At 34.7% G+C, this 19074-nt stretch carries 14 protein-coding genes; 10 read left to right on the top strand and 4 right to left on the bottom strand.

The features are described 5' to 3' along the window. Positions 1-41 precede the first annotated feature (41 nt). A complete protein-coding gene (gene glgP / locus AC2A1D_RS13155) occupies positions 42-1700 on the top strand; it encodes an alpha-glucan family phosphorylase (protein ID WP_484044046.1) in 1659 nt (552 codons plus the stop codon). 22 nt (positions 1701-1722) lie between these two features. Here the strand turns inward: glgP and AC2A1D_RS13150 are convergent, their stop codons facing one another. Together AC2A1D_RS13150 and AC2A1D_RS13145 are read right to left on the bottom strand one after the other, a co-directional pair. Continuing rightward, positions 1723-2301 carry a hypothetical protein gene (locus tag AC2A1D_RS13150; protein ID WP_484044045.1) on the bottom strand — a complete coding sequence of 193 codons (579 nt, stop codon included), beginning with the start codon at positions 2299-2301 and terminating at the stop codon, positions 1723-1725. Between the two features lie 91 nt (positions 2302-2392). Continuing rightward, positions 2393-2863 carry a hypothetical protein gene (locus AC2A1D_RS13145; protein ID WP_484044044.1) on the bottom strand — a complete coding sequence of 157 codons (471 nt, stop codon included), beginning with the start codon at positions 2861-2863 and terminating at the stop codon, positions 2393-2395. A gap of 118 nt (positions 2864-2981) precedes the next feature. Between AC2A1D_RS13145 and AC2A1D_RS13140 the strand changes: the two genes are divergently transcribed. From AC2A1D_RS13140 to recG, 6 genes are all read left to right on the top strand, one after another. Beyond that, positions 2982-5111 (top strand): S9 family peptidase, encoded by a 2130-nt coding sequence (locus AC2A1D_RS13140; RefSeq protein ID WP_484044043.1) that lies wholly within the window; start codon positions 2982-2984, stop codon positions 5109-5111. 210 nt (positions 5112-5321) lie between these two features. Continuing rightward, positions 5322-6977 (top strand): peptide MFS transporter, encoded by a 1656-nt coding sequence (locus tag AC2A1D_RS13135; protein ID WP_484044042.1) that lies wholly within the window; start codon positions 5322-5324, stop codon positions 6975-6977. A gap of 132 nt (positions 6978-7109) precedes the next feature. Beyond that, positions 7110-8831, top strand: a complete 1722-nt coding sequence (locus AC2A1D_RS13130; RefSeq protein WP_484044041.1) for a peptide MFS transporter — start codon at positions 7110-7112, stop codon at positions 8829-8831. A 76-nt stretch (positions 8832-8907) separates the two neighbouring features. Beyond that, the gene (locus AC2A1D_RS13125) at positions 8908-10419 is read left to right on the top strand and encodes a peptide MFS transporter (RefSeq protein ID WP_484044040.1); all 1512 of its coding nucleotides are present in this window, start codon (positions 8908-8910) and stop codon (positions 10417-10419) included. A 78-nt stretch (positions 10420-10497) separates the two neighbouring features. Next, entirely contained in the window at positions 10498-11031 is a 534-nt protein-coding gene (locus AC2A1D_RS13120) for a thioredoxin family protein (protein WP_484044039.1), read from the top strand. 190 nt (positions 11032-11221) lie between these two features. Next, complete coding sequence (gene recG, locus AC2A1D_RS13115; RefSeq protein ID WP_484044127.1) at positions 11222-13306, top strand: ATP-dependent DNA helicase RecG; 2085 nt, start codon at positions 11222-11224, stop codon at positions 13304-13306. A gap of 64 nt (positions 13307-13370) precedes the next feature. Here the strand turns inward: recG and AC2A1D_RS13110 are convergent, their stop codons facing one another. Then, on the bottom strand, positions 13371-13871 hold the full coding sequence (locus AC2A1D_RS13110) for a GNAT family N-acetyltransferase (protein ID WP_484044038.1): 501 nt from the start codon (positions 13869-13871) through the stop codon (positions 13371-13373). A gap of 252 nt (positions 13872-14123) precedes the next feature. Beyond that, the gene (dapA, locus tag AC2A1D_RS13105; RefSeq protein ID WP_484044037.1) at positions 14124-14996 is read right to left on the bottom strand and encodes a 4-hydroxy-tetrahydrodipicolinate synthase; all 873 of its coding nucleotides are present in this window, start codon (positions 14994-14996) and stop codon (positions 14124-14126) included. A 107-nt stretch (positions 14997-15103) separates the two neighbouring features. On the opposite strand from dapA, the gene AC2A1D_RS13100 reads away from it, so the two are divergent. The 3 genes from AC2A1D_RS13100 to porZ are packed head-to-tail and all read left to right on the top strand — an operon-like array spanning position 15104 to position 19072. Continuing rightward, positions 15104-15862, top strand: a complete 759-nt coding sequence (locus AC2A1D_RS13100; RefSeq protein WP_484044036.1) for a 5'-nucleotidase C-terminal domain-containing protein — start codon at positions 15104-15106, stop codon at positions 15860-15862. Then, positions 15862-16812 (top strand): bifunctional metallophosphatase/5'-nucleotidase, encoded by a 951-nt coding sequence (locus AC2A1D_RS13095; protein WP_484044035.1) that lies wholly within the window; start codon positions 15862-15864, stop codon positions 16810-16812. The genes AC2A1D_RS13100 and AC2A1D_RS13095 overlap by 1 nt, the downstream gene beginning before the upstream one ends. A 1-nt stretch (position 16813) precedes the next feature. After that, a complete protein-coding gene (gene porZ, locus AC2A1D_RS13090) occupies positions 16814-19072 on the top strand; it encodes a type IX secretion system anionic LPS delivery protein PorZ (protein WP_484044034.1) in 2259 nt (752 codons plus the stop codon). The last annotated feature ends 2 nt before the right edge of the window (positions 19073-19074 follow it).

Here is a 19074-nt window from a genome sequence, read left to right as displayed (position 1 = left end):
AATATTTACATTTGTCGTCTCAAAAAAAACGTATTCAAATAATGGATTTTAAAAACTTCAAAATACCTTACAGCGTAAACCCGCAGTACAAAAAGAAAGTTGCTTATTTTTCTATGGAATTTGCCATAGAGCAAGTTTTAAAAATATATTCTGGAGGTCTTGGTTTTTTGGCCGGCTCACATATGAGAAGTGCATACAATCTGAAACAAGATATGATAGGAATCGGAATTCTTTGGAAATTCGGGTACTACGATCAAGCTAGAAATCACGACCAAACCCTCCAACCTACTTGGACAAAAAAAATGTACAGTTTTCTGGAAGACACCGGAATTAAATTTCAAATTGAAATTCACAGTGCACCTGTTTGGGTAAAAGTTTGGTATTTAGATCCTGAAACTTTCAACACCGCGCCAATGTTTTTCCTTTCTACAGACGTTCCGGAAAACGATTATGTATCAAAAACAATCTCTCATAAATTATACGATGCCAATGAATCTACAAAACTGGCGCAATATATTCTTTTAGGAAAAGGAGGGGCAAGACTTTTAGAAGAAATTAATGCAGATAGAGATATTTACCACCTAAATGAAGCACATGGTTTACCTGCCGCTTTTCACCTTTTAAAACGAATGAATGGCGATATTAATAAAGTGAAGGAAAAACTGGTATTTACTACTCACACACCAGAAGAAGCAGGAAATGAAAAGCACAATTTGAGGCTTTGCTACGACATGTCTTACTTTTCTGGATTAAGCATGGAAGAAGTAAAAAGCATTGAAGGAGCAGATGATGATAGGTTCAACCATTCTTTATGCGCTTTAAAATTAGCTAAAATTGCCAACGGAGTTTCTAAACTTCACGGTGAAGTTGCAAGAGAAATGTGGAACAAATACGACGGAATTTGTGAAATTAAATCGATTACCAACGCACAGGAATTCAAATATTGGAGCGACAAACCACTTTACAACGCAAAAGACGAAAACAACGAAACACTTTTCGATTATAGAAAAAAACATTTGAAGAAAAGACTTTTCAAAATTGTAGCAGACCAAACCGGAAACCTTTTCGATCCTAATGTTTTCACAATTGTTTGGGCAAGAAGATTTGCGGGATACAAAAGAGCAGATTTACTTTTGCACGATAAATCTAGACTTTACAGCCTTTTGAACCATCCAAAATATCCCATTCAAATTATTTGGGCAGGGAAACCCTATCCGATGGATTATTCTGCAATTTCTACCTTTAATTATTTGGTGGAAGAAAGTAAAAACCATAAAAACATGGCGGTTTTAACTGGCTACGAACTTTCTCTGAGCAGATCTTTAAAACAGGGGTCTGATCTTTGGCTAAACAATCCAAGAGTTCCAAGAGAAGCTTCGGGAACTTCAGGAATGACTGCTTCTATGAACGGAAGTGTAAATCTTTCTACCGATGATGGTTGGATTCCTGAATTTGCAAAACATGGCGAAAACTCGTTCGTAGTTCCAAAAGCAGATTATGCCAATATGAGTGTTTATGAACAAGATAACTACGACCTTAACAAGTTGTATGAAATCTTAGAAAATGAAATTCTTCCTACCTATTACGAAAATCCGGATAAGTGGAGAAAAATACAATACAACGCAATGAATGACGTAAAAGACCAGTTTAATTCTGACCGAATGGCTGATGAATATTACAAAATCATTTACAATGCATAAAAAAACGAAAACCGTTGCCTGATTAAGACAACGGTTTTCTATTTTTCAACAACCCCCTTCCCGAAAGTTGAAGGCATTTTAGAAATTCTTTATAGCCCATATTGGCTAACTCAACATTTTCTCTCGCAGTAATAACCAATTCACCTGAGTTGGTATCTGGTATTCCTGGGATGAAAAGAAGAGCCTCAGTTTCTGTTTGTTCAATTAGAATTGCCGGTTTATTTTCTGCCTCGTTTAAAAAATAAACAGGAATTCTTTCTCCAGATGTAGCTTCTAATGTATTGCTCATCTTATTTTTATACACCAAATATCCCGGGATATATTCTAAAAAACTCCTTTCTATTGCATCATGTATTCGAGACGACATATTATAATCTGTAAGATACCCTGCAAAATAGAAAATCACCAAGATGAGCAAAACCACGATTATAGTTACGGTATAAGGTCCAAAAACCATATTCTCACCCACCACATGCTCTACCTTTTCGCTTACGGCAGAAAACTTGTGCCACACTTTTTCAAATATTAAAAATAGCGCAAAAAAAGGCAACAAGAAAAGAACGCCTAAAAAAATACGGCGCATTAATGTCTTAATTTTCATAGAGATAGTTTTTATAAATTTATAAAAAAAATCAATATGAATTGAAAAAAGGAAGTCATTTTAAAATATTTTATTCTGGCTTCCTTTTTTATTATTTGTTCAACAAAACGCCTAATTCATAAACATTGGCGTGTTTTAAATATTTACTGCGCTCTCTGGAGGTAACCGATTCAAAATGATCATTTTTAATCACAATAATCGGGTCTTCAGAATTTTCAATTTCAAAGTTGGCAAAATATCTTTCTTCAGGGCTTGAATTGTCGTTATCTGCTTTTATCTTTTGCAATTCGTCTGCATATTTTTTAAAACCCGGATCTGAAGAATGGATAAATTTATATTCCGAACCTGCATATACAAAATAATGCAATTTTTTATCCAATAATCCTGCTTCATTATCTGTAATTTCAGGATTGTCGTTTCCATCTTTGAAGGCTACTTCCACCAAATTTCCATTATGAGCAGATGCATAAGTTTCAGCCTCCTCAAACTTACCAAAACCTGTATAAACAATCTGATTTTCCAGCTCGTAACGATTTAGTTTTTTTTCAATATTCGCTTCCATAATTATTTTATTTTGAAAGTATATGTAATTCAATTTTATTGCCAAAAGTGATATTATTGATAATCATTTTCAGAGATTTTCGCAAAATGATTATATTTGGAATCCTTTAAATTTAAAAATGAAAAAACTTATCCTTACACTTAGCATTGTGGCTGTTTTTCAGAACATCAATGCGCAGGAAATTACTTTAGACAAAATCTATTCAGGATATTACCGTGGAAAAGGTATTGCAGGAATTACTTCGATGAAAAATGGTGAAAACTATCTTGTTATCGAGCAAAGTGGTATTGCAAAATATTCTTACAAAACTTCTCAAAAAGAAGGAAATTTGGTGGACGGACAATTTGAAAGCTACGAATTTTCTGATGACGAATCTAAAATTTTATTGCTAAAAGACAGTCAGCCCATTTACAGACACTCTTTTTTAGGTGTTTATGATGTAAAAGATTTAAAATCAGGTAAAGTTTTAAGTTTAAATGATGGAAAACCAGTTCAGGAACCGAGATTTTCTCCCGATGCTTCAAAAGTTTCATTTATTGTAGACAATAATCTTTTTTATCAGGATTTAAATTCAGGAAAAATTACTCAGATTACGCAACATGGTGTAAAAAATAAAGTTCTTAATGGTTTAGCAGACTGGGTTTATGAGGAAGAATTCGGGCATGCAAGATTGTATCAGTGGACAAAAAATTCTGCTGATATTTTGTTTGTAAAATTAGTTGAAGAAAATGTACCGGAAATCTACATTCCTATGTACGGAAAATCTTTGTACCCAACAGAAATGCGTTACAAATATCCAAAAGCAGGTGAAAACAATTCAGTTGCTTCTGCGCATATTTATCATTTAGCAGACGGTAAAAAGACAAAAGTAAATTTGGATAGTTTTAAGAATTATTACATTCCAAATGTTATTCAGACGGCAAATCCTGATGAAATTGTTTTAATTACTTCACAAAGAACTCAAAATGCTTCTGATATTTTGAAAGTTGATACAAAAACAGGTCAGGCAACAAAATTATTTACAGAAACAGACGATAAGTGGATTGATACAGACAATGTTACGTTAGAGTTTTTAGAAGACAATTCTTTCCTTTGGGCTTCTGAAAGAGATGGTTTCAGACATTTATATTGGTATGATAAAGATGGAAAACTGAAAAAACAAGTTACTAAAGGAAACTGGGAAGTAACCGATTATTATGGTTTCAACCCAAAAACGAAGGAAGTTTTCGTTCAAACTACAGAAAAAGGAAGCATCAACAAAGTAGTTTCAAAAATCAATATTCAAAACGGAAAATCTCAGTTGATTTCTAATGTTGAAGGAAATAACGCGGCAAACTTTAGTAAAAACTACAACTATTTCATTGAAACTTCTTCTACAGCTGCAAAACCGTACACTTTTGTATTGAAAGACGGAAACGGAAAGCAATTGAAAGAACTTCAAAACAACGAAGCACAACTTCAAAAATTACAATCTGATAATTTCTCAGTAAAAGAATTTATCACAATTCCAAACGAAGCAGGAGACCAAATGAATGCGTGGATTATTAAGCCTAAAAACTTTGATAAAAACAAGAAATATCCGCTTTTCATGTTCCAGTATTCTGGACCAGGCTCTCAACAAGTTGCCAATTCTTGGGACAACGGAAATACACTTTGGTTTGAAATGTTGGCTCAAAAAGGGTACATCATTGCTTGTGTAGACGGAAGAGGAACCGGTTACAAAGGTGCGAAATACAAAAAAGTAACATACAAAAACCTAGGAAAATATGAGATTGAAGACCAAATTGCAGCTGCAAAATGGTTCGGAAATCAATCTTACATCGATAAATCTAGAATCGGAATCTTTGGGTGGAGTTTCGGAGGTTATATGGCGAGTTTGGCTATGACGAAAGGTGCAGATGTTTTCAAAATGGGAATTGCGGTTGCGCCTGTAACTAACTGGAGATATTACGATTCTGTATACACGGAGAGATTTTTATTAACTCCGCAAGAAAATCCTGCAGGTTACGACGAAAACTCACCAACAACTTATGCGAATTTGTTGAAAGGAAAATTCCTTCTCATTCATGGAACTGCTGATGACAACGTGCATTTCCAAAATTCTATGGAGTTTTCGGAAGCTTTAATTCAGAACAAAAAACAATTTGAATTTATGGCGTATCCAGATAAAAACCACGGAATTTATGGCGGACAAACAAGACCGCAATTATATCAAAAAATGACGGATTTTATTTTGGAGAATCTGTAAAAGATAAAAGTTTGAAACAACAAACTAAAAGAAGAAAATCACTCAAAATTTTGGGTGATTTTTTTTAACACACATTTCTAATACTAACTTTTTTGACGCTCGCTTCGCTCGCGCCAACCCAATTCACTTTTAAAGAAAAAGTACACTTGTTGAAGAAAAATTTTCATTTCACATCTAAAATCTTATTTTTGGCAAACTAAAACTTCATTAATGAAAGCTAAACACCCAAAAGGATTACCCTTTCTTTTTTTCACAGAAATGTGGGAGCGTTTCGGATATTATCTTATCCTCGGAATTTTTGTTCTTTATGTAATTGAGCCAACTGGTTTAAAAGGCGGACTCGGTCTTCCCGACAAAACTGCGGACGATATTTTCGGAACCTACATTGCCTTAACCTATCTTACTCCTTTTATCGGCGGCTTTTTGGCGGATAGAGTTTTAGGATACATTAAATCTATTTATTTAGGCGGAATTTTAATGGCTGCAGGTTATATTGGGATGGGTATTTTTAAAGATTTAACTTTATTCTACTCGTCTTTGGCTTTAATTATCATTGGTAATGGCTTCTTTAAACCTACCATTTCTACTCTTTTGGGAAATCTTTATTCTGAAGAGCCTTACAAAGCCAATAAAGACTCTGGTTACAATATTTTCTACATGGGGATTAACATTGGAGCTTTTATTTGCAACCTTATCGCTGCGTTTATGAGAAACAAATACGGATGGGGCGAAGCTTTCATCACAGCCGGAGTTGGAATGCTTATCGGAATGGTGATTTTTACCATCGGTAGAAAACATTACATTCATGCAGCACAAATGAAACCTGCAAAAGAAGGAGACACCAAGCTTTCTGAAATTTTATTGAAAGTATTTTTACCTGCCATTATTTTTGGTGCAATAGGTTGGTTTATTCCTGGAAATTTAATTGGAAGCGACAATACAGACGCTTTTATTTTCGCTTGTATTCCTGTTATCTATTTTTATGGATCGTTGTACTTCAAAGCAAAACCAGAAGAAAAACCTTCCATTGGAGCGCTTTTATCGGTATTTTTAATCAGTATGTTTTTCTGGGCGGTTTTCAAACAAAACGGAACAGCGCTTACAAGATGGGCAAATTATTACACAGACAGAAGTGTTTCTGCATCACTTGAAAAACCATTGGAAGACATCTATATGGTGGAAGGAAAAAGCTACGAAACGAAAGAAGTTACAGTTTACGACGACCAATTCCGTGCTCAAAAAGACGACAACGGAAACACCAAGAAAGAACAAGGAAAAGATGTTTACTTTAAAAATATTTCTCCTGAAAAACGCGCTACTTTAGAACAAAACCCTGAGAAAAAGCTTTTCCTTTATAATACAGAACTTTTCCAGTCTATCAATCCGTTTTGGGTGATTGCTTTAACACCTGTTGTTGTGGCTTTTTGGTCACTTTTAAGAAGAAAAGGAAAAGAACCATTAACGCCAACAAAAATTGTTTTGGGATTATTTATTTCAGCACTTTCATGTTTGGTAATGGTTTTGGCAGTAAATGCAGGTTCAAATGGAGGGGTAAAAGTTTCGCCTTGGTGGTTGGTTGCAAGTTATGGAGTAATTACGGTGGGAGAACTTTGCCTTTCGCCAATGGGATTATCTTTTGTATCTAAATTATCTCCCGCAAGAATTACCGCTTTAATGATGGGTGGTTTTTTCCTTGCCAACTCTGTCGGGAACAAACTTTCAGGGATTCTTGCAAGTACTTGGTACAACTATGAAGACAAAACCAATTATTTCCTTGTAAACTTCGGTTTGCTCATTTTTGCAACACTTTTGGGACTTTCAATGCTGAAAAGACTCAACAGAATTATGAAAGAAAAAGGTCATTAATCTTTATCTCTACAAAATACACAAAGCTACAGTACGATTCTGTAGCTTTTTTATTTTAATTGAATTAAAACCTTGCTGAACACACAAAAAAAACTATATTTGTGGGTCTTAACAAAAATTTAACAAGTATATATGGATACAGCAGTTCAGTCGAAGACCAAGCATCCAAAGGGATTGTGGGTACTTTTCGGAACGGAAATGTGGGAGCGTTTCAATTTTTACGGAATGAGAGCTCTACTTACTCTATTTATGGTAAATTCTTTACTTATCAGAGAAGCAGACGCCGCAATTATTTATGGAGGATTTTTAGCACTTTGTTATCTTACCCCACTTTTAGGAGGTTTTATCGCAGATAAATACATTGGTAACAGAAATGCAATCTTAATTGGAGGTTCTTTGATGGCCATTGGTCAGTTTTTACTATTCATCAGTGCATCTACATTCTCTGCAAACATTGATAGCGCAAAAATGTTTATGTGGTTGGCTTTGTTTATCATTATTTTCGGTAATGGTTTCTTCAAACCCAACATCTCATCCATGGTGGGAAGTCTTTATCCAAAACAAGAAAAATCTAAACTAGATTCTGCCTTTACGATTTTCTACATGGGAATCAACATTGGAGCGTTTTTAGGTCAGTTTATCTGCCCTTACGTAGGTGACGTAAAAGATGCGGCAACTGGGGTAAGAGATATTTTTGCTTTCAAATGGGGGTTCTTAGCAGCTTCAATTGCTATGGTAATTGGAACAATCACATTCTTTATTCTTAAAAATAAATATGTTGTAACACCAGAAGGAAGACCAATTGGTGGTTTACCTAAAAATAATACAAGCGAAGACTTTGAAGAAGGAGAAACTCAAACAGCAAAATTCTCGGGAAGTGCTTTGGGAATTACCGGAGTTTTATTTGTAATCTTATTCTTCGTTTTCAGATATTTATTGGTAGGAGAATTTGGCTTTAACGCAATGGAAATGGGGCAGTTAATCAAAGGAATTATTTATCCTTTCATCTACGCTGCAGGTATTTCATTAGCATTTTTGATTATGTCTTCTGCTGAAAACAAAATTGAAAAACAAAGAATTTGGGTAATCTACATTGTTTCATTCTTTATTATTTTCTTCTGGGCTGCATTTGAACAGGCAGGTTCATCTCTTACCTTCATTGCAGATAACCAAACAGACAGAAGCATCTTCGGATGGAACATGCCACCTTCAATGGTGCAGATTTTCAACGGTATCTTCGTTGTTTTATTAGCTGTTCCTTTCAGTTTATGTTGGGATAAACTGAGAGCTAAAGGAAAAGAGCCTGTATCTCCTATGAAACAAGCAATGGGATTGGCTTTAATTGCATTAAGCTACTTTATTATCGCTCATAACGTAAAAGATTTAGGTAATTCAGGATTATTGGCTATTAAATGGTTAATGTTACTTTATTTCATCCAAACATGTGGTGAGCTTTGTCTTTCTCCAATCGGTTTATCTTTAGTAGGAAAATTGGCTCCAAAAAGATTTGCATCTTTGCTATACGGAGTATTCTTCATTTCGAATGCTGCAGGATATGCATTAGCAGGATCTTTAGGAGCATTAATTCCAGCAACAGGAGATAAATTTAAAAAAGCGGAAGAACTTGGTATAAACTTACAGGAAGTTTTAGATAAAAAAGTAACCTTGAATGCCGAGCAAGTTGCTGCTTTCGAGAAAGCTCAATTACCTTTAGAAAACCCAACTTTTGTAGGATTTGAAATTCACAACTTGTTTGAATTCTTTATGGTATTTGTGGTTTTATGTGGTATTGCTGCTGTAATTTTGGCACTTATCTCACCTATTTTAAAGAAAATGATGCACGGAGTAAACTAAACTCTTCAACATTATACAACATAAACCTCTGCATTGTCGGAGGTTTTTTTTATTTTCGTTTAATCAAAGTAAAAATATGTCATTAACTCTCGAACAAATACAAGACTTTAAAGGAAAATATCCAAAACAAATCTGGAGCCTCTTTTTCTCCGAAATGTGGGAACGCTTCTGCTTCTACGGAATGCGCGGTATGCTCGTTTTCTTTATGATTTCTCAGCTTAATTTCCATGAAAAAGAAGCCAATCTACAATATGGAGCTACACAGGCATTTGTCTACGCTTTTACATTTGTAGGAGGTCTTTTTGCAGATAAAATTTTAGGGTTCAGAAAATCCCTATTTTGGGGTGGGCTTTTAATGATTGTAGGAAGTTTAATTCTCGCAGCCAATCCACACGATTTTTTCTTTTGGGGTATTGCGTTTACAGTCGTTGGAACGGGTTTTTTCAAACCTAATATTTCATCAATGGTTGGGCAACTTTACAAACCCAATGATCCAAGAGCAGACGCCGGCTTCTCCCTTTTCTATGCAGGAATTAACCTCGGTGCATTATTAGGAGGTTATTTATGTATCGCCATCGGTAAAGGTGAATTTTTTGCTAATCTAATTCCGGAAGCTCTTCGTTGGAATATTGCATTCGGTTTAGCAGCTATTGTAATGGTTATCAGTCTTATTAATTTCATTTTTACACAAAGAAGTTTAGGAACAATCGGTTTACAGCCAGGACATCCGATGCAGGAAGTAAAATCTGCTCCCATGCCTAAATGGAAAGAATACGGTGTTTACATTTTGTCTCTCATTTTTGTTCCTATCATTTTAGTAATGGTTTCTGTTCCTCAATACACCGATTATTTCATGTGGACTGTAGGACCATTAACTTTAATTTACCTTTTCTTCGAAATGTCTAAAGTAACTCCCGCAGAAAGAAATAAACTTTGGGCAGCTTTAATTTTCATTGTTTTTTCTATATTATTTTGGGGAATTTACGAGCAAAGCGGTGGTTCGCTAAGTATTTTTGCGGCTAAAAATTTAAATAAAGACTTATTAGGTTTAGACCCAAATGGAGTTAATAATTCGGGAGGCGCATTCTTCATTATTTTCTTAGCACCATTGCTGGGTTTACTATGGATTTGGATGAATAAAAGAAAAATTGAACCGAACACGATTATTAAATTCGGGCTTGGTTTTATCTTCTTAGGATTAGGATATTATGTACTATTTGCAACAAGATTATTCGCAGATTTACAAGGAATTACTTCTTTAAATTTCTTTACCTTAGCTTTATTAGTCATTACTTTGGGGGAACTATGCCTCTCTCCTATCGGTTTATCAATCATGACGAAACTTTCCACCAAAAATCTTCAAGGAATGATGATGGGAATGTGGTTTCTTGCCTCCGCTTACGGACAATATGTTGCGGGAATTATTGGAGCAGGTTTGGTTGATGCAAAAGAAGGATCTACCAATTACGACGCACTTATTACTTACACAGAAGGTTACAAACAACTAGGTTTGTACGCTGTAATTGCTGGTGTTGTATTAATTGTAATTGCTCCTTGGGTGAAAAAATTAATGCAGGAAGTCCGTTAATGTTTTAACAAACTGATACTTTTACCATCTAAATTTTTAAGGTGTAAATTTTAACCCATTCCAAAACTACCAAAAAATATGAAAAAAATATTTGCTTTTCTCTTCATCGTTCAGTCTGTTTTTGCTTTTTCACAGGTAAAATGGATGACGATTGAAGAAGCTTTAGAAGCACAAAAAACCAATCCAAAAAAAATACTTATCGATTTTTATGCAGATTGGTGCGGCCCGTGCAAAATAATGGATAAAAAAACCTATAGTCACGAAGTAATTTTCCAATACTTGAATGAAAATTACTATCCGGTAAAATTTAATGCGGAAGAAAAAAAAGATATCGAAATTTATGGTAGAAAATTCTCCAACGAAAATTCTGCTCAAAAAAAAGGCAGAAATTCGCTTCACCAGTTTACTCAATATATGAATGTGAATGCAGTACCAAGTACGGTTTTTCTTGATGAAACAGGCGGCCCAATCACTATTTTGCAAGGCGAACTTTCAGCAAAAGAATTAGAACCCTACCTCACCTTAATCTCGGAAAATATTTTTAAAAAAATCAAAACAAAAGAAGATTGGGAAGATTTCCAAAAGAAATTTAAATCGAAAATAAAAGAGTAATAGCTTTGGGGAATTGGTGGATAGCCTTTAAAATTACCACGAATACACGAAGTTGGTGCATTCATGGCAATTAAAAATCTACCTAATCCACGGAATCTGCGTGAGGCAGTAAAATACAACAGAAGCTTTCAAACATGAAAGCTTTTTTTATTTCTAAAATTTCACGAAATTCGTCCCTCAAAATTATATTCTGACTTTAGAAACTCCCATAGAATTTGTAAAAGGAATCGGTTCCGAACGCGCCAAACTCATCAAAAATGTGTTGGGAATTTCTACTGTGGAAGATTTTCTGAACTTCTACCCGATTCGGTATTTAGACAAAAGTAAAATTTACACCGTTGCAACGCTTCACGAAACGACGATTGATGTTCAGCTTAAAGGAAAAATCACTTCCATTCAGGAAATTCAAAACGGAAAAACAAAAAGACTTTCGGCAAAATTCAACGATCACACCGGAACGATGGATTTGGTTTGGTTTCAGTATTCAAAATGGTTGAAAGAACAAATCCCAATTAACCGTGAAGTGTATATTTTTGGGAAAATTAATGCCTTCAACAATCAATTTTCGATGCCACATCCAGAAATTGAAGCCGAAGAAAGTAAAGAAAGCGAAACACGCCTAAAACCCATTTATCCAAGCTCAGAAAAGCTTACGAAAAGAAATTTGGGACAGAAATTTTTTCAGAATATTTTAAAACACATTTGTAAAGAAATCCCGAGTCTTATTCAGGAAAACCTTCCCGATTATATGATTCGGCATTATCAGTTTTTATCGAGACAGCATACCTATTTAAACATTCATTTTCCCAAAGACCAGTCGCATTTTGAAAAGGCAGATTACCGTTTGAAATTTGAAGAATCTTTTTTCTTTCAGCTTGGCTTTGGTTTAAAAAAAAACCATCACAAAACGAAATCTCCAGGAAATCCGTTCCCAATTGTTGGCGACTATTTTACAGGTTTTTACGAAAATAATCTTCCTTTTGATTTAACTGGCGCACAAAAAAGAGTGTTAAAAGAAATCAGAATGGATATGAAAAAGCCCATTCAAATGAACCGACTTTTGCAAGGAGATGTAGGTTCTGGTAAAACAATGGTCGCTTTATTGACAATGCTGATTGCGATGGATAATGGATTTCAAAGTTGTTTGATGGCTCCAACCGAAATTCTTGCCCAACAACATTACAACGGAATTAAAGACTTACTGAAAGGCACAGAAATTAAAGTCAGTCTTTTGACGGGTTCTGTGAAAGCTTCTGCAAGAAAAATCATTCATGAAGAGTTGGAAAATGGGGAACTTTCCATCCTCATCGGAACGCATGCGGTTTTAGAAGATAAGGTAAAATTTAAAAACCTTGGTTTAGCCATTATTGATGAGCAACACCGTTTTGGCGTAGCACAAAGAGCGAAACTTTGGGCAAAAAATAAAATTCCGCCACATATTTTGGTGATGACAGCAACGCCAATTCCGAGAACTTTGGCAATGAGTTTCTACTCAGATTTGGATGTTTCTGTGATTGATGAAATGCCGGTTGGAAGAAAACCCATCATCACCGCTCACAGAAGAGAAAAAGACCGAGCTTATGTGTATAATTTCTGCCACGAAGAAATCCGAAAAGGGCGACAAATCTACTTCGTTTATCCTTTAATTGAAGAATCTGAAACGTTGGATTATAAAAATTTAATGGAAGGTTTGGAAAGCGTGATGGATAATTTCTCTAATTACAATGTCACGATGCTTCACGGAAAAATGAAACCCGACGAAAAAGATGCCGCCATGAACTTTTTTGCTTCGGGACAATCGCAAATTATGGTTGCAACAACGGTAATTGAAGTTGGGGTAAACGTTCCCAATGCTTCGGTAATGGTGATTGAAAGTTCTGAAAGATTCGGTTTGTCACAACTTCATCAGTTGAGAGGTCGTGTAGGGCGAGGCGCAGAACAGAGTTATTGTATATTAATGACTTCCGATAAATTATCGAAAGACAGCAGAACCCGCATAAAAACCATGACTGAAACCAATGACGGCTTCAAAATTTCTGAGGTTGATATGCAATTGCGCGGTCCGGGAGATATTTTGGGAACACAGCAAAGCGGTGTTGTAGATTTTAAAAAACTGGATTTGGTGAATGATGCTTCCATCATTAAACTCACCAAAAGTTTGGTTGAAAAACTTTTAGAAAACGACCCTTTATTACAAAAAACTGAAAATTTAGTGATTAAAAACTACTATTTACAGAATTATAAAGGGAAAAATAAGTGGAGTAAGATTTCGTAGTTTTGATATTTTGGCTAAAGCCTTTTAGAATTACAAAAATTTAAAAACGGGCTAAAGCCCGTTCCTATTGAATATTCTTCTCCATCAAAAAATCATCCATCACAAAGCCATTTCCAATATCGAAAACACCTTCATCGTAGATTTTATATCCCTGAGATTCGTAAAATTTTTGTGCGGAATTGTGTTTATTTACATTTAAAATAACGCGAGAATCTCCGCTTTCTTTTATTTTTTCGTTTAAAAATTCAAGTGTTTTTTTGCCTAAACCTTTTCCTTTACTTTCAGGAACGAGATAAATACGGTGAAGTTTAGTCGTATTTTCTTCGTAATGATTTTCAAAACCTATAAAACCGTCATAAACATTGGTATTTTCATCAAAAACAAGAAAGTAATGATAGTTCGGATTTTGTAAATGCGACTTAATTTCAGCTTCAGAATACATGGTTTCCAACATGTAATTCATTTGCTCTTGCGATAGAATTTCTGCGTAAGCATTTTCCCACGACCTCCTCGCCAAATCTTGAATTAATGGGATATTTTCTTGAGTTGCTTTGATAATTTTCATACTTTATTTACCACAAAAGTCACAAAAATTTTCTTTAATATTTAGGTTATAAAGTTTTCTTTTTAAAAGTTCACAAAATACACAGTTTATTTTCTTAAACATAATGCTTTTTTGAACTCTTCATCTTCAATAATTAAACTCTATAAGCTTTTGTGACTTTTATGGTTAAATACTTACGGTTAATATTTTAGATTAAAAAAGTGAAAAGCATTACACTTTTCACTTTGATTTATAAATTTCGAATCTAAAATTTTAAATTTTACTCATTTCAGCTTTAATTTTAGCATAAAGTCCTTCTGAAGCAGGAACTAATGGAAGTCTCAAATAGTTTTTGATGATTCCCATTTCGGTAAGAACCGCTTTAATTCCGCAAGGATTTCCTTCAGCGAAAATCAATCTTGTGATTTCTACCAATTTGTTGTGAATTTCGTATGCTTCATCTACTTTTTTGTCGAAAGCCAGCTGAACCATCGTAGAAAATTCTTTAGGATACGCCTGTCCGATTACAGAAATCACTCCTGCTCCACCCGCTAAAGTTACTGGAAGTGTATATTCATCATCTCCAGAAACCAGGTTGAAAGCTTCAGGTTTCTTTCTTAAAATATCGAAATACTGAAGAATATTTGGCGCTGCTTCTTTAATCAAGAACAAATTCGGGAATTCGTTTGCTAAACGCAAAGTAGTTTCTGCATCAATATTTTGTCCGGTTCTTGAAGGAACGTTGTAAATAATGATGTTTTTACCTGTAGAAGCTAAAGCTTTATAATGCTGGTAAAGCCCTTCCTGATTAGGTTTGTTGTAGTAAGGAGAAACCGATAACACAGCTGTAAACTCAGAAAGATCTGCTTCTTCGATTTGTTTTTTAACCTCAAGCGTATTGTTTCCACCGATTCCTAAAACCAGCGGAACACGTTTATTATTGACCTTAATGATGTGATTGATTACCTGTTTCTTCTCTTCAGCCGAAAGCGTTGCAGCTTCTGCTGTAGTTCCCAAAACAACTAAATAATTGGTTCCGTTTTCGATGTTAAAATCGACAAGCTTCGTTAAGCTTTCAAAATCAACGGATAAATCTTCATTAAAAGGTGTTACCAATGCAACACCGAGTCCTTTTAAAATACTCATCTGTTAAAAAATTAATTTTGCCAAATTTAATCATTTACACCAAGATTTTATCATATTTACTTAATGATTTATTATACATATAATTATATTTGCATATACTAAAAGATATGAAGCAAAATAAATTCTTATTCTTAGGAATTGCCTTGGTCTCACTCATTTCCTGCAAAACGGCATCGTTACAGGTTTCTAGTGTGCAGACTCAGCAAAATATTTCTATTAATAATGAGCTGAAAAATGATGAGGAATTTGCAAAATTTATCGCTCCTTACACAGAAAAATTGAATAAAGAGATGAACCAAAAAATCTCTTTCACCTCTGTAGACCTTACCAAAGAGGGCGACAATAGCAATTTGGGGAATCTTTTGGCAGATTTTACATACGAAGGTGCCGAAGTTTGGGCAAAAACAAACCTTCAAAAAGATGTAGATGCTGCATTAATTAACATTGGAGGAATTCGTACCACAATTGGGAAAGGAGATATTCTTTTGAAAAGTGTTTTCGAAGTAATGCCTTTTGAAAATGAAGTGATTATCGTAAAATTTAAAGGTTCAGATTTACAAGGACTTTTTGATTATTATGCTAAAAACGAAACCAACAACCCGGTTTCTAAATTGTATATTGAAACCAACAATAAAGTAGTTTCAAAAGCATTAATTAACGGAAAAACGGTAAACCCGAATCAGGATTACTATATCGCAACCTCAGATTATCTGGCTTTAGGAGGCGATAATATGAAGTTTTTCAGCAAAGGAGAAATGATTCCTACCGGAATTAAATTAAGAGATTTATTTATTGAATATTTCAAGAAAAATCAACAAATTAATCCTAAAGAAGAGGTACGTTTAAATTTTATCGGGAAAAAGTAATGGATAGAAAGCGTTTTTTAAAAACAATTGGTGGTGGAACTTTGGCAATGTCTTTAGCTCCGAATTTGATGATGGCGGAAGAATTGAATCTACATTCTTCTAAACCCGCTACAAAACTTACCATTCTTCATACCAACGACCAACACAGCAGAATTGAGCCTTTCGATTCTTCTTATACTAAAAATCCCAACCAAGGAGGTTTTGCGAGAAGAGCGACTTTAATTCAGAAAATCAGAAGGGAAGAAAACAATGTTTTACTTTTGGATTCTGGAGATATTTTTCAAGGAACACCCTATTTTAATTTTTTCGGTGGCGAATTGGAATTCAAACTGATGTCGATGATGAAATATGATGCTTCCACCATGGGAAATCATGATTTTGATAATGGTTTGGACGGATTTTTAAAGGTTTTGCCGAATGCAAAATTTCCTTTTATCTGCTCTAATTATGATTTTAAAAACACCATTTTAGACGGAAAAACTTCAGCGTATAAAATTTTCAATAAAAACGGAATCAAGGTTGGAATTTTTGGAGTAGGAATTCAGCTTGAAGGTTTGGTTGGAAAAAAGCAATATGGCGAAACAATCTGGAAGAACCCGATTGATGTGGCGCAACATTACTCAAATTTCTTAAAGAATGAGCAAAAATGTGACTTGGTGATTTGCCTTTCTCACATTGGGTACGATTACAAAAACGACCCTGAAAAACTTAGTGATAAAATTTTAGCATCAAAAACTGAAAATATTGACTTAATTTTAGGAGGTCACACTCATACCTTCCTTCCTGAACCTGAAACTCACATGAACCGACAAGGTAAAAAGGTTTTGGTGAACCAAGTAGGTTGGGCGGGACTTCTTTTAGGCAGAATAGATTTCTTTTTTGATCAAAACAAAAACATAAAACATATTTCTTGGAACAACCAAGCAATTGACAGCAGTATAATAGCGTAATATGAAAAAACTTTTAATCTCTCTCGGCATTTTGGCAGCTTTGCCTTTGGTAAATGCTCAAAATATTACTTCAAAAAAATGGGCAGACCTTTTTTCATACAACAATGTACTCGCAATGAAAGAGGACAATGGAAGAATTATTGCCGCTACAGAAAACGGAGTTTTTTATTACAATATTTCCAGCGGAGAGATTTCTAAAATTTCTAAAGCAAGCGGTCTTCACGAAGTGAAAATTTCTGCTTTCGACTACGACCCACAATCTAAAATTGCTTTGGTAGGCTACGAAAGCGGTGCTCTTGATGTAATTACACCAAATGGAGTATCTTATATTATGGATATTCCGATGGCTACAGGTTATGCGGGAGATAAAAAAATTAATCACATTTCAATTACTGGAAACCAAGCTGTAATTTCTGTTGGTTATGGAGTTTCTATTTTTAGACTTCAACAAAAAGAATTTGCAGACTCTGCGTTTTTCGTAACAGCAGGTGTTTACGAAGCAAGCAACGAGGCAACAATCTCTGGAAATAAAGTATATTCTGTAACCAAAACAGGTTTGAAAAGCCATGATTTGAATACAACCTTTCCTGTATTTTCTACGTGGACAACGGTGCAATCTGGAAATTTCACACAAATCGATTCTGAAGGCGTTGTCTCTTACTCAACCGCTACAAATGCTTATGTAATTAATAATGGTGTTACCACTCCAATTTCACAAACTTTTACTAGCATTAAAGATATTGTTACAGGCTCAAATTATATAACCGTAACCGATAACAACCGAGTATATTCTTTTGATAGCAATGGAACTTCAATTGGAAGTGCTTCTCCTGGAGAAGAATGCAACACTGCTATTAGGATTTCTAGTAAAGTATATTTCGGAACCGCTTTATCTGGAATAAAAAATGAAGATAATAATTCATTTAAACCAAGTGGTCCTTATTTCAATTATTCTTACAAAATAAGATTAATGGATAATGACCAGCTTCTTGTTTCAAGTGGAGGAAGAACAGATGGATTCAACGGAAGACTTGATAATGACAGAAATCCAGGTTTTTACTATTTCACAGGTACAGAATGGATTTACCCATCTTTTTTTATTGGAAATCCCAATAAAATTAATGTCATAGATGCTATGCAAGATCCAGCCAATCCAAGTGATGTTTTTTTTACCAACTACAGCATTTGGGACGGAATGGGGGTATATAAAATGAAATATAATACAACTTCAAAAGATTTTGCTGTTACAAAATATTATAAATTAGGGGCTACTGATATTTATACGTATAGACCAGTTGGTTTTGCTTACGACGATCAAAATAACATTTTCTTATCTATTGCTTTCACAACTGCTACAGGAGCCAACCCCGCAATTGCTCCCTATAGCCGTAGTAATGACGACTTTTTAGTGAATAGCATCATTTTAACTAGTTCTGCTGTACAAATCCCCATATTCCATGAAGGTTTACTTTGGGTACCACTTCCAAGATCACAACATATAATGGCTTATGATTATAAAGGATCAGTAAGCATTTCAGACGATACGACGCATTTATTAGGATCAGATAATAATCTTCCTGCAAACTCTATTTCTGTAGCCATAGACAAAGAAGGAGATGCTTGGATTGGAACCGACCTTGGAATTAGAATTCTTCCCAATGCAACCGATGAAGTTAAAAACAACCCTCAACTTGAAGCTGTTGTAATTGAGCAAAATGGTATTGCAGAAGAGCTTTTCAGAGATTCGCAGATTCTTGCAATTGAAGTAGATGGAGGAAACCAAAAATGGATTTCGGTTGATGGCGGCGGAGTTTATTACCTTTCTGCAAACGGAGAACGTACCATAAAACATTTCACTAAAGAAAACTCACCTTTACCAACCAACTCGGTTACAGACATTAAAGTCGATAAAAAAACAGGAAAAGTTTACTTTGTAACTTATGACGGAATTGTAACTTACCAAGGCGATGTAGCCGAAACAACATCAAATTTTGGTAATGTTTTGGTCTACCCAAACCCGGTTGTATATTCGCAATACAAAGGAAATGTAACCATTAAAGGTTTGGCTGAAGTTGCCAACATTAGAATTACAGATGCTGCAGGAAATATCGTACATTCTGCACAGTCTAGAACTGGATATTACGAGTGGGATTTGAACAACCAAAAAGGCAAAAGAGTGGCTTCTGGAATCTATTTTGTGCTAATGACCAACGAAGACGGAACCGATAAAGCAACCGCTAAAATTGCTGTAGTGAACTAAAA

This window comes from Chryseobacterium sp. HNCC26DJ239 (assembly GCF_057180445.1).
Note: the sequence above shows the minus strand (reverse complement) of the source record. Positions and strands in the feature narration are given on the sequence as shown.

Excerpts from the sequence above, each read along its gene's own strand:
- AC2A1D_RS13145 (WP_484044044.1), bottom strand. The coding sequence starts at position 2,863 with ATGGAAGCGAATATTGAAAAAAAACTAAATCGTTACGAGCTGGAAAAT.
- dapA (WP_484044037.1), bottom strand. The coding sequence starts at position 14,996 with ATGAGTATTTTAAAAGGACTCGGTGTTGCATTGGTAACACCTTTTAAT.
- AC2A1D_RS13120 (WP_484044039.1), top strand. The coding sequence starts at position 10,498 with ATGAAAAAAATATTTGCTTTTCTCTTCATCGTTCAGTCTGTTTTTGCT.
- AC2A1D_RS13150 (WP_484044045.1), bottom strand. The coding sequence starts at position 2,301 with ATGAAAATTAAGACATTAATGCGCCGTATTTTTTTAGGCGTTCTTTTC.
- glgP (WP_484044046.1), top strand. The coding sequence starts at position 42 with ATGGATTTTAAAAACTTCAAAATACCTTACAGCGTAAACCCGCAGTAC.
- AC2A1D_RS13125 (WP_484044040.1), top strand. The coding sequence starts at position 8,908 with ATGTCATTAACTCTCGAACAAATACAAGACTTTAAAGGAAAATATCCA.
- AC2A1D_RS13095 (WP_484044035.1), top strand. The coding sequence starts at position 15,862 with ATGGATAGAAAGCGTTTTTTAAAAACAATTGGTGGTGGAACTTTGGCA.
- AC2A1D_RS13130 (WP_484044041.1), top strand. The coding sequence starts at position 7,110 with ATGGATACAGCAGTTCAGTCGAAGACCAAGCATCCAAAGGGATTGTGG.
- AC2A1D_RS13100 (WP_484044036.1), top strand. The coding sequence starts at position 15,104 with ATGAAGCAAAATAAATTCTTATTCTTAGGAATTGCCTTGGTCTCACTC.
- porZ (WP_484044034.1), top strand. The coding sequence starts at position 16,814 with ATGAAAAAACTTTTAATCTCTCTCGGCATTTTGGCAGCTTTGCCTTTG.
- AC2A1D_RS13135 (WP_484044042.1), top strand. The coding sequence starts at position 5,322 with ATGAAAGCTAAACACCCAAAAGGATTACCCTTTCTTTTTTTCACAGAA.
- AC2A1D_RS13140 (WP_484044043.1), top strand. The coding sequence starts at position 2,982 with ATGAAAAAACTTATCCTTACACTTAGCATTGTGGCTGTTTTTCAGAAC.
- AC2A1D_RS13110 (WP_484044038.1), bottom strand. The coding sequence starts at position 13,871 with ATGAAAATTATCAAAGCAACTCAAGAAAATATCCCATTAATTCAAGAT.